At 71.9% G+C, this 11172-nt stretch carries 10 protein-coding genes; 7 read left to right on the forward strand and 3 right to left on the reverse strand.

Annotated elements, in window-relative coordinates:
- Positions 1–89: 89 nt before the first annotated feature.
- From OG570_RS00315 to OG570_RS00335, 5 genes are all read left to right on the forward strand, one after another.
- Entirely contained in the window at positions 90–1301 is a 1212-nt protein-coding gene (locus tag OG570_RS00315) for a PucR family transcriptional regulator (protein WP_326947270.1), read from the forward strand.
- Positions 1302–1507: 206 nt separating this feature from the next.
- Positions 1508–2431, forward strand: coding sequence for an ACP S-malonyltransferase (locus tag OG570_RS00320; protein WP_326955153.1), 924 nt, complete (start codon positions 1508–1510; stop codon positions 2429–2431).
- On the forward strand, positions 2428–3411 hold the full coding sequence (locus OG570_RS00325) for a beta-ketoacyl-ACP synthase III (RefSeq protein WP_326955154.1): 984 nt from the start codon (positions 2428–2430) through the stop codon (positions 3409–3411). The genes OG570_RS00320 and OG570_RS00325 overlap by 4 nt, the downstream gene beginning before the upstream one ends.
- A gap of 72 nt (positions 3412–3483) precedes the next feature.
- On the forward strand, positions 3484–3729 hold the full coding sequence (locus OG570_RS00330; protein ID WP_004559006.1) for an acyl carrier protein: 246 nt from the start codon (positions 3484–3486) through the stop codon (positions 3727–3729).
- 28 nt (positions 3730–3757) lie between these two features.
- The gene (locus tag OG570_RS00335) at positions 3758–5008 is read left to right on the forward strand and encodes a beta-ketoacyl-[acyl-carrier-protein] synthase family protein (protein ID WP_326947267.1); all 1251 of its coding nucleotides are present in this window, start codon (positions 3758–3760) and stop codon (positions 5006–5008) included.
- Positions 5009–5060: 52 nt separating this feature from the next.
- On the opposite strand, the gene OG570_RS00340 is transcribed toward OG570_RS00335, so the two are convergent.
- Positions 5061–5654, reverse strand: a complete 594-nt coding sequence (locus OG570_RS00340; protein ID WP_247062567.1) for a hypothetical protein — start codon at positions 5652–5654, stop codon at positions 5061–5063.
- A 52-nt stretch (positions 5655–5706) separates the two neighbouring features.
- Positions 5707–6210 carry a DUF3145 domain-containing protein gene (locus OG570_RS00345; RefSeq protein ID WP_247062565.1) on the reverse strand — a complete coding sequence of 168 codons (504 nt, stop codon included), beginning with the start codon at positions 6208–6210 and terminating at the stop codon, positions 5707–5709.
- Positions 6211–6475: 265 nt separating this feature from the next.
- Here OG570_RS00345 and OG570_RS00350 point away from each other — a divergent pair, with 265 nt between their 5' ends.
- Positions 6476–9076 (forward strand): hypothetical protein, encoded by a 2601-nt coding sequence (locus OG570_RS00350; protein ID WP_326955155.1) that lies wholly within the window; start codon positions 6476–6478, stop codon positions 9074–9076.
- A 1-nt stretch (position 9077) separates the two neighbouring features.
- Here OG570_RS00350 and OG570_RS00355 read toward each other — a convergent pair whose 3' ends face one another.
- Positions 9078–10472 (reverse strand): dihydrolipoyl dehydrogenase family protein, encoded by a 1395-nt coding sequence (locus OG570_RS00355; RefSeq protein ID WP_326955156.1) that lies wholly within the window; start codon positions 10470–10472, stop codon positions 9078–9080.
- 140 nt (positions 10473–10612) lie between these two features.
- Between OG570_RS00355 and OG570_RS00360 the strand changes: the two genes are divergently transcribed.
- Positions 10613–11101: an Lsr2 dimerization domain-containing protein gene (locus OG570_RS00360; protein ID WP_326955157.1), complete on the forward strand. Its 489-nt coding sequence runs from the start codon at positions 10613–10615 to the stop codon at positions 11099–11101.
- Positions 11102–11172 lie beyond the last annotated feature (71 nt).

An 11172-nucleotide genomic window follows, 5' to 3' on the forward strand; every position in this document is an offset into this window, starting at 1 on the left:
ATCGTAGGCAGCCGGTACACGCGCCGCATAGCGACCCGCGTTGCCATCGCGGGCTACGAAAGTTGCGGGCCACGTAGGATCGCGTCGAAATGGCCGAACCCACCACACGGCGTGTGCCGAAGCACCACGGACTGTCCGCGAAGACGCTCCGGCGGCTGGAGCACGCGTCCGGCAGCCTGGCGAGCGCCAGCATCGCCGTCATGGAACAGCGGCTGCCGTGGTTCGCCCGGCTGCCCGCCGACCAGCGCGCGAGCGTCCTGCTGATCACCCAGGCCGGCGCGGCGGGGTTCGTCGGCTGGCTGCGGGACTCCAAAGAGGCCTTGAAGCTCACGACCGAGGCGTTCCGCGACGCGCCGGCCGAGCTGTCGCGGTGGGTCAGCCTGCGCCAGGCCGTCGGCATGGTCCGGCTCGCCATCGAGGTTTTCGAGGAGCAGCTGCCGGCCTTCGCGGCGAACGAGGCCGAGCGGGCCGCGCTGATCGAGGGAATCCTGCGCTACGGCCGGGAAATCGCCTTCGCCGCGGCCAACTCCTACGCCGCCGCGGCCGAGGCGCGCGGTGCGTGGGACGCCCGGCTGGAGGCCCTGGTCGTCGACGGCATCGTCCGCGGCGACGCCGAAGAGTCCGTTCTCTCGCGCGCGACGGCGCTGGGCTGGGACCCGACCGCCGCGGCGACGGTCCTGGTGGGCAACCCGCCGTCGGAGGACCCGCCGACGGTCGTGTTCGAGGTCCGCAGCCGCGCCGCCCGCGTCGGCCGGCCGGTGCTGCTGTCCGTGCAGGGTTCGCGACTGGTGGTCGTCATCGGCGGCGCGACCGAAGGCGGGGTGAAGGAACGCGAGATCCTCGGCCGGATGTCGGTGGCCTTCGCCGACGGCCCGGTGGTGGCCGGCCCGACGGTCCCGACGCTCGCGGAGGCGCACCACAGCGCGACGGAGGCGTTGTCCGGCCTGCGGGCGGTGGTCGGCTGGCCGGGCGCGCCCCGCCCGGTGCGCTCGGCGGACCTCCTGCCGGAACGCGCGCTCTCGGGCGATGCCGAAGCCGAGCGGCTGCTGGTCGACACCATCGCCCGCCCGCTGGAGGAGGCCGGCCCGACGCTGCAGCGCACGGTGGAGGCCTACCTCGAGAGCGGCGGCGTGCTGGAGACGTGCGCGAAGACGCTGTTCGTCCACCCGAACACGGTCCGCTACCGCCTGCGCAAGGCGGCGGACCTGACGGGCTGCCAGCCGACCGACCCCCGGGACGCGCTGGTGCTGCGGATCGCGCTGGCGGTGGGCCGGCTGGCCCGCGCCCGCGGCCTCTGGTGACCGGCTCCCCACGCCGTCCGCGACCCTCTCACGAGAGCCCCGTCACGTGATGGACTTAACAGCGAAAGGTGATTGAACCCGACAAGGCTTCCGGGTTACGCGCGAGGTGGTGCGGCGCGTCTTTGGAGGTTTCCGACAAAGACGCCGGGCAGACACTGTGAGCGTCGGCATCCCGCGAAAGTGCCCGCTCCGTGTTGTCTTAGAGGGTGACGTCAGCAGTGCTCGCTCCCGGCCAGGGATCCCAGGCCCCCGGTATGTTCACGCCCTGGCTCGACCTCGACGGCGCGCGCGAGCGCGTCGCCCAGTGGTCCGAGCGCGCGGGGCTCGATCTGCTGCGCCTCGGCACGGAAGCCGGCGCCGAGGAGATCCAGGACACCGCGATCGCGCAGCCGCTGATCGTCGCGCTGTCGCTGCTCACCTTCGAACACCTCCAGGCCACCGCGCCGGTCCCCGATGACGCGCCGGTCGCCGGGCACTCGGTGGGTGAGCTGGCCGCCGCCGCGATCGCCGGGGTGCTGAAGCCCGAAGAGGCCATCGCGCTCGCCGCCGTCCGCGGGGCCGAGATGGCGAAGGCGTGCGCGATCGAACCGACGTCGATGGCCGCGGTGATGCTCGGGGACCCCGAGCAGGTCGTCGCGTGGCTGGGCGAGCGGGGCCTGACCGCGGCGAACCGCAACGGAGCGGGGCAGATCGTCGCCTCCGGCGCGGCCGACGCGATCGCGAAGATCGTCGCCGAGCCCCTCGAAGGCACGAAGATCCGCGCCCTCAAGGTCGCCGGCGCGTTCCACACGCGCTACATGGCGCCCGCCGAAGAGGCGCTGCGCGCCCACGCCGCCGAGCTGACGCCGGCCGATCCGACCCGCCCGCTACTGTCCAACGCGGACGGCGCCGTCGTCACCAGCGGGGCCGAGTACCTGGAGCGGCTCGTCGCGCAGGTCACCCGGTCGGTCCGGTGGGACCTGACGATGGACGGCCTGGTCTCGCTCGGCGTCACCCGCACCGTCGAACTCGCGCCCGCGGGCACGCTGACCGGCCTGGTCAAGCGGCAGCTCAAGGGCGTCGTCACCACTACCACCGCGCTGAAGACGCCGGCCGAACTGGCGGCGCTGCGCCAGGAGGACGCCTCGTGACCGACCGACCGGCCCTGAGCCTCAACCCGGGCTCCCGCGGCAGCCGCGTGCTGGGCGTCGGCAGCTACCAGCCCGAGCGGATCGTCAGCAACGACGACCTCTCGAAGACCATGGACACCAACGACGAGTGGATCCAGACGCGCGTCGGCATCATCGAGCGCCGCTTCGCCGAGAAGGACGAGCTGCTCACCGACATGGCCGTCGCCGCCGGCACCGCCGCGCTGGCCGACGCCGGGGTCGACCCGTCCGAAGTGGACACGGTCATCCTGCCGAACTGCACGATGCCGACGCAGATCCCGAACGCCGCCGCGCAGGTCGCCGCCCGGATCGGCATCCCGAGCCCCGGCGCGTTCGACCTCAACGCCGCGTGCGCCGGGTTCTGCTACGGCCTGGGCGTCGCGTCGGACCTGATCCGCGCGGGCTCCGCCAAGAAGGTCCTCGTGATCGGCGCCGAGAAGCTCACCGACTCGGTGAACCCGACCGACCGCGCCAACGCGATCATCTTCGCCGACGGCGCGGGTGCCGCGGTCGTCGGCGCGTCCGACGAGCCGCTGATCGGCCCGGTCTCCTGGGGCAGCGCCGGCGACCTCGTCGACCTGATCGGGATGACCGAGGACAAGTTCATCTACCAGGAGGGCCAGTCGGTCTTCCGGTGGGCGACCACCCAGATCGCGCCGATCGCGCTGCGCGCGCTCGAGGTCGCCGGGCTGAAGGCGTCCGATGTGGACGTGCTGATCCCGCACCAGGCCAACCTGCGCATCGTCGAGGCGATCGCGAAGAAGCTGCGGGCCAACGGCGCCCGTGACGACATGGTCGTCGCCGACGACATCAGGTACTCCGGCAACACCTCGTCGGCGTCCATCCCCCTCGCGCTGGACCACATGCGCAAGGCCGGGACGGCGAAGTCCGGCGACGTGGTGCTGGCCGTCGGGTTCGGCGCGGGCTTGTCCTACGCCGGGCAGGCGTTCATCTGCCCCTGACCGTTACGCTCCCGGCGGGCACTCGCCCGCCGGAACAAGAACCCCAAGTAAGACCGAGAAGGGAACTACCCCATGGCTGACAACGCTGAGATCCTCGCCGGCCTCGCCGAGATCGTCGAAGAGGTGGCCGGTGTGGCTCAGGACGACGTCACCGCCGAGAAGTCGTTCGTGGACGACCTGGACATCGACTCGCTGTCGATGGTCGAGATCGCCGTGCAGGCCGAGGACAAGTTCGGCGTCAAGATCCCGGACGACGAGCTCGCCAACCTGAAGACCGTGGGCGACGCCGTCAACTACGTGTCGGCCAACTCGAAGTAAGTCCTCTTCCCTCCTTGAGGAGACACCCATGAGCAACATCGACGTCGTGATCACCGGTCTCGGCGCCACCACACCGCTCGGCGGGGACGTGACGTCCACCTGGGACGGTCTGCTGGCCGGGCGGAGCGGGGTCCGGACGATCGAAGCCGACTGGGTCGAGGAGCTGCAGCTGCCGGTCAAGATCGGCGGCATGCTGGCCGTCGATCCCTCGGAAGTCCTGCCGCGGGTCCAGGCCCGCCGGATGGACCGCTGCGAGCAGGTCGCGATGATCGCCGCCCGTCAGGCGTGGGCCGACGCCGGCTTCACCGAACCGACGGACGAGCACACCGACGTCGACCCCGACCGCCTCGGCGTGTCGATCGGTACCGGCGTCGGCGGCCCGGTCACCCTGCTCACCCAGAACGATCTGTTGCACCAGCAGGGTCTCCGCAAGGTGTCGCCGCTGACCGTGCCGATGCTGATGCCGAACGGCCCGGCCGCGCACGTCGGCATCGACCTGAAGGCACGGGCCGGGGTGCACTCCCCGGCGTCGGCCTGTGCCTCCGGTGCCGAGGGCATCGCGAGCGGGGTCGAGATGATCCGCTCCGGGCGTGCCGACGTCGTGGTCGCCGGGGGTGCCGAAGCGTGCATCCACCCGATCACGCTCGCCGGGTTCGCCCAGGCCCGCACGGTGTCCACGCGCAACGACGACCCGGGGGCCGCGTCGCGGCCGTTCGACGCGAACCGGGACGGCTTCGTCCTCGGTGAGGGCTCGGGCGTGGTCATCCTGGAGCGCGCGGACCTGGCGAAGGCCCGCGGGGCGCGCGTCTACGCGACGATCGCCGGGCACGGCATCACCTCGGACGCCTACCACATCACGGGCAACCACCCCGAGGGCATCGGCCAGATCGCCGCGATGCGCGCGGCGATGAAGATGGCCGGCGTCAGCCCGGCGGAGGTCGGGCACGTGAACGCGCACGCGACGTCCACTGTGGTCGGTGACATCGGCGAGGCGGCGGCGATCCGCAAGGCGGTCGGCGACCACGCGATCGTCACGGCACCGAAGGGTTCGATGGGTCACCTGGTCGGCGGGGCCGGCGCGGTCGAGGGGATCATCACGATCCTCTCGCTGTACCACGGCATCGTGCCGGCCACGATGAACCTGACCGACCTGGACCCGCGGGTGCAGCTGGACGTCGTGTCGGGCGAGCCGCGCAAGGTCGAGCTGACCGCGGCGATCAGCAACTCGTTCGGGTTCGGCGGGCACAACACCGCTCTGCTGTTCACCCCGGCGGCCTGAGCACGCTGACAAAACGAGAAGGGGCCCGGCTTCGGCCGGGCCCCTTCTCGGTTCAGCACTTCTGGTGTTCGGGGGGCGGGCCGTTGTCGACGGCGGCGATCTTCAGCGCGGACTTCTCGATGACCATCGGCAGCACGAGCCGCCACTGGATGCACGGCTCCGGGAACCAGGCCGGGGCGTCTTCGACCGCCTGGCGGCTCCGGAAGCCGACCAGGACCCGCAGCGACGTGCCGGAGCCGCGCTCGATCCGGTAGACGACGGCGTCGCTGTCCTTTGTGGTCTTGATGCCGTCCTTCCACGTGCCGAGCGGCTGCTGCGCCACCCGCTCCGTGGTGACCACGGTCATCCATCTCGAGTACTGCTGGGTGTTGATGGCCGAGAAGTACGTCTCCAGCACCTTGCGCACCTCGTCGGCCCGCGGGTGCGACTGCGCGTCCGGCGTCATCCCGACAATGTCGGCACCGGTCGGCTGGCTGCCGGTCGCCGACTGGGGCACCGTCACCGGCGCCGAGGTGTCGCCGGCGGGCTGGTCGGGACGGCGGTAGAGCTCGCGCGCGAGCAGGCCGCCGCCCACGGTCACGGACAGCACCACGACCACGACGGGCACCAGCCAGCGCTGGCGGGGGCTGGAGGCGGGGGTCGTCACGCGGAAGAGCGTACCGGCCCCGCCACCGGTCCCGTGCTGCCGGAGTCCGGTGTCAGCCGACCTGGTGCAGCCAGGTCACCGGAGCACCGTCACCGGCGTGACGGTACGGCTCGAGCGCTTCGTCCCAGCTCGCGGCCAGGAGTTCGTCGAGCTTGTGCGCCAGCGACTCGCCGCCGCGGGTCATGCTCACGAGTGCGCGCAGCTGGTCCTCGCCCACCACGATGTCGCCGTTGGCGCTGGTCCGTCCGTGCCACAGGCCGAGCCCGGGCGCGAAGCAGAACCGCTCGCCGTCGACGCCCGCGCTGGGCTCTTCGGTGACTTCGAACCGAATCATCGGCCACGCCTTGAGGGCCGCCGCCAATCTGGCGCCGGTGCCCGCGGGCGCGCGCCAGCCGCATTCGGCGCGAAGCTGACCCGGACTGGCCGGCTGCGCCGTCCACTTCAGGTCGACTCGGGCGTTGAGGGTGCCCGAAATAGCCCACTCGACGTGCGGACACACCGCAGACGGCGACGAGTGGACGTACACCACACCTCGGGTGCTGCCACGGGTGCTCACTGCTACCTCCGCTTGCTCGACGAGGGACGTCTTCCCCTACGCCCTGAAATCGAGCTGCGTGGCCTCAGTGCGGCTCCCGAATACCGCCTCCGATGCGTTGTAGCACATTCTGCACCCCAACCGTGCTGTTTGGCCACATGAACACCACAAGTCACCCGCAGCACCACTTTCGGTGAGACGCGGCCGCGTCGTCCCCGTGTCGCGCCTCGGATACGACCGGGCGCGCTAGCGTGATGCTCCGGAACGACGAGCAGGGGAGATTTCGGTGCGACTGGTGCGCCTCGAGCGGCAGCAGTCCCGGGTGGCGGACGACATCCGGGCGGCACTGGCGTCCCTGGGCCGCGGCAGCACCGTCGTCGGCGGGATCGCGCTGATCGGCGTCGGGACGGTGACGGATCGCCCGGTCGAGGCGGTGGTTCTGCTGCCCCACGGCGTGATCATCGTCATCGGCGTCGACCTGCCGGACCCGGCGCTGCGGCTGGAAGCCCCGCTGGGCGCGGAATGGAAGGCCGACGGCTGGCCCTTGGTGGCCGACGACGACGCGATCAACCCGGCGACGGAGGCCCTGGACCTGTCCCAGGTGTGCGAAAGCCGCATCGCGGAACTGGTCCCCGGCACGGCACCGGTGGGCACGATCGTGGCGGTCGGCCCGTACGTCGAGACGGTCGACCAGCCCGCGAGCGACCTGGCGGGCCCGGTACGGGTCCTGCACCCCACCCCGACGACGATGCTGGCAGCGGCCGTCTCCTTGGCGACGGCCCACCGCCCCCGCTCGGTCGACCAGGTGCGCGCGCTGATCCGCGGCCTGGCCCCCGACGCGCCCGACTTCTCCGACGAAATCCTGCTGGGTGAGAGATTCAGCCGGTTCAGTGACGACACGCCGCCGGAGTCCCTTTGGGACACTGCGCCGCGGTCGCCCGGAACCCTGACCACCGCCCGCCAGCCAGCGGGCTGGCGAACCGAGACCCCGGTAACGCCGACTGCAAGTGGCCGAACGCAACTGGCCGACCCACCGGCAGCGGTCGTCGAAACCGATCACGTCCTGGATCACGCGAGTTCCGGCCTGGATCACGCAAGTTCCGCCCCCGATCACGCAAGTTCCGGCTTGGAGCCCGCGGTTGTCCCGCCGGAGGCCGTGGTTGCCAAGCCGGAGCCCGAGAGTTCCGGACCAGACCTCGCGGTAGTCGAGCCGGAGCAAGCGAGTGCCGAACCAGACCTCGCGGTGGCCGAGTCGGACCCCGAGAGTTCCACCCTGAATCAGGCGAGTGTCGAGCCTGATCACGCGACTTCCGCCCTGGATCACGCGAATGTCGAGTCGGAGCCCGCGAGTGTCGAGCCTGATCACGCGAGTTCCGCCCTGGGTCACGCGCCGAGCCCGGGTCTCGCGGCCGAGACCGACACGGCCGCCAACCTCGCCGCAGGCGAAGACCTTGGCGCGCTTGGCATCCCAAAGCCCGCCGAGCCCAGCGTGCCCGCGGATTCCGCCCCGGTGAAGGCTTCCGCGACGGCTTCGGAATCGGCGATCCTTCCCGGCACCACGGAATCCGCGGCCGAGACCGACACTTCGGCTAGTTCTCCCCCGGCACGGACCCTTGCCGAGGCCCAGAACAAAGCGGCGGCGACCAGCACAGCCACTGATCCCGCTCCGACGCAGGTCTCCGCGATGGTTTCGGACACCGCCGCCAAGGCCGGCACCCTCGCCCCGGCGCAGACTCCCGCCGCGGCTCAATACACCGTCGCGGCTGTCGGCGCCACAAAATCTGCCGCCGAGCCCAGCGCCGCCAACGGTTCCGTCTTGGCGCAGTCCTCTGTCGCCGCTCAAAACACGACCGTGGCCCCTGGCGCTGCGCAGGCCACCGGAGCGAGCACCGCACCGGACGCCGCTCAAAAGGTGGCCGCGACTTTTGCCGGCGCCACGGACTCCACGGTTTCCATTCCGGTGCCCACCGCGGCGACGATTTCGAGTGGCGCAACCCGCACCGGCTCCACGAAATCCGCCGAACCCGGGACCTCTTCGGATTTCACCGACTTCGAACGCACCGAGACCCTCGTCAAACCTCCCACGGCTCTGCCCGTCTTCCCCGGAGCCGACCAGATCCCGCCCTACCGTCCGGCTGCGGACACCGAGCGGACCGAATCTCTCGAGCTACCCAGCAGCACCAGCACCGAGACCCTCCCGCGCCCGACGGCTGCCCCGGCGGAGTCCTACCCGCACTCCCGGCCGAGCCCCGCCCCGCGGCAGAAACCCCCGGCACCCACCTCGCGGACCGTCCGGTGGCTGCCGTTGGGGGCGATCGGGTTGCTGGTCGTGCTGGTCGTCGCCGCGGTGGTCGTTGCCACTCGCGGGGATGACACCGCCGCCGCGCCCGTCACCTCGCCGCCCGCTCCCGTCAGCCGGCCGGTCTCGCAGCAGCCGGCCAGTGTCGCTCCCGCGCAAAGCCTGCAGTTCTCGCTGCGCGCCGCCGACGGGGACCAGCGGTGCGCGTCGCACGCCTTCGGGGACGCGCAGGCCAGCCTGCAGCAGACCAGCTGCTCCGGCGTGCGGCGGGCGAGCTACGCCACGACCGTCGACGGGCGGGCCGGCGCGGTGACCGTCGGCATCGTCGCCTTCCCCGACGCCGCGCAGGCCGCCGCCTTCAAGGCCGTCGCCGACACTCCGGGCGGTGGCGGGATCCTCGACCTCGCCGCCGAGACCGGCAAGTGGGGCACGCCGGCGCCGCGGTTCGAGAACGCCGCCTACACCAGCCGGCTCGAAGGCACGTCCGTCCGGGTGGTGCAGGCGGTGTGGGTGCCGGGACCGTCCACTGCGGACGATCCCGGCCTGGTCCGGGCGGCCAAGGCCGCGCTGGACCTGCCCGCGCGGTAGCTCAGAGCCCGTAGGCCTCCAGTAGCCGCAGCCACACCTCGCTGATCGTCGGGAACGCCGGCACCGCGTGCCACAGCCGGTCCAGCGGCACCTCGCCGACGATCGCGATCGTCGCCGAGTGCAGCAGCTCCGAGACGTCCTGGCCGACGAACGTCACCCCGAGCAGCACGTTCCGCTCGGTGTCGACGACGATCCGGGCCTTGCCCTGGTACCCGTCGGCGTGCAGCGACGAGCCCGCCACCGCGATGTCGATGTCGACAACGCGGTCGTTCGAGCCCTCACGGGCGTCCGACAGGCCGACGGAGGCGACCTCCGGGTCGGTGAACACCACCTGCGGCACGGCGTGGTGGTCGGCGGTCGCGGTGAACGGGCTCCACGGCGAGGTGTCGACCTTCTCGCCCTTCGCCAGCGCCGCCACGGTGTCGCCCGCCGCGCGGGCGCCGTACTTGCCCTGGTGGGTCAGCGGGGCGCGGCCGGTGACGTCGCCGGCGGCGAACAGCCAGTCACCGTCCACTGCGGACGCCTTGCCGGTGTCGTCGACGGTGAGCGGGCCACCGGCCTCGACGCCGAACTCCTCCAGGCCGAGCCCGGCCGTGCCGGGACGCCGTCCGGTCGCCACCAGGAACTCGTCGACGACGAGCACCTCGCCGTCCTTCAGCGTCAGCTCGGTGCCGCTCTCGCCCGCGGCGACGCGCTCGACACCCGACATCGTGTGGACGAACACGCCTGCCTCCCGCAGGCCCGCCAGCACGAGGTCGCCGACGAACTCCGCGTTGCGCGGCAGCGGGCGCTCGCCGGTGATCACCAGGTGCACCTCCGCGCCGAGGGTCGCCCAGGCCTGCGCCATCTCGACGCCGACCACGCCGCCGCCGAGGACGCCGAGCCGGGCCGGCACGGCCGAAGCCGACGTCGCCTCGCGCGAACCCCACGGCCGGATCGTGTCGATCCCCGGGATCTTCGGGGTGTTCGGGACGCTGCCGGTGCACACGATCACCGCGTGCCGCGCGGTCAGGACGCGGTCGCCGTCCACGGTGACCTCGCGCTCACCGGTGAGGACGCCGTGCCCGCGGACCGGCTCGATGCCCGCGCCGCGGGCCCACTCGACCTGGCCCGCGTCGTCGCCCTTGCCGGTGAACCAGTCCCGGCGGGCGAACACCTGCGCCGGGTCGACCGCGTCGCCGACGGGCACCCCCGGGATCCGTTTGGCCGCGGCGAGGAGATTTCCCGGCCGCAGCAAGGCCTTGCTCGGGATGCAGGCCCAGTAGGAGCACTCGCCCCCGAAGCGTTCGTGCTCGACGAGCGCGACCTTCAGGCCCCCGCGAGCCGCTCGCTCGGCGGCCACTTCGCCCACCGGGCCCGCGCCGATCACCACTACGTCAAAAGTCTGTCCGGACATGGCATCAGCGCACACCACCACGCGGGATCACGCAAGCCAACGGCTATCCTCGTCAGGAAGCCGCAAGCTGTCGGCGGCCCCGGAGCGTCGCCGGATCCCGGGTGCCGCGCATCACACGTTCGAGTAACGGGAGGTTTGTCGTGGCCAGGAACACGGCTGTGCGGGTGCTGGATGACCTGACCGGCGAGGCCGCTGGGGAGACCGTCGGGTTCGCGCTGGACGGCATCGACTACGACATCGACCTCTCCTTCGCCAACGCCGAGGCGCTGCGCGTGCTCTTGCAGCGCTACGCCGACGCCGGCCGCCGCAGTGGTGGCCGCAAGCGCCGGCCGCGGCTCGTGCCGGGCGCGAAGAAGCCGCGCGCCAAGGCCGTCCCGAAGACCGCGAAGCCGGTCGCCGGACGTCGCACCGCCGTCGTCACGAAGGCCGCTCCGGCACGCGCCACCAAGGCGACGCCTAAGGCCGCCGCGGCCAAAGCCGCCCCGGTGAAGGCGGCCACCCGCGCGAAGACCACGGCCGCCGAGCCCGCGAAGACCACTCGCACGCGGAAGGCGGCGGAGCCGAAGAAGACGACCCGCGCGTCCGCCCGCAAGGTGCCGACCGTGACGTTCTCGGCGGCCGAGAAGTAAGTCCACAGTAGACGGAAGGTCCGTGAAGGCCTCCTTACCGGCTCTTAAGGCCGGGAAGGAGGCCTTCACGG

The organism is Amycolatopsis sp. NBC_01286 (genome assembly GCF_035982555.1).
GTDB lineage: Bacteria > Actinomycetota > Actinomycetes > Mycobacteriales > Pseudonocardiaceae > Amycolatopsis.

Coding starts and splice junctions, on each gene's coding strand:
- OG570_RS00355 (WP_326955156.1), bottom strand. CDS start 10,472: ATGTCCGGACAGACTTTTGACGTAGTGGTGATCGGCGCGGGCCCGGTG.
- OG570_RS00315 (WP_326947270.1), top strand. CDS start 90: ATGGCCGAACCCACCACACGGCGTGTGCCGAAGCACCACGGACTGTCC.
- OG570_RS00335 (WP_326947267.1), top strand. CDS start 3,758: ATGAGCAACATCGACGTCGTGATCACCGGTCTCGGCGCCACCACACCG.
- OG570_RS00330 (WP_004559006.1), top strand. CDS start 3,484: ATGGCTGACAACGCTGAGATCCTCGCCGGCCTCGCCGAGATCGTCGAA.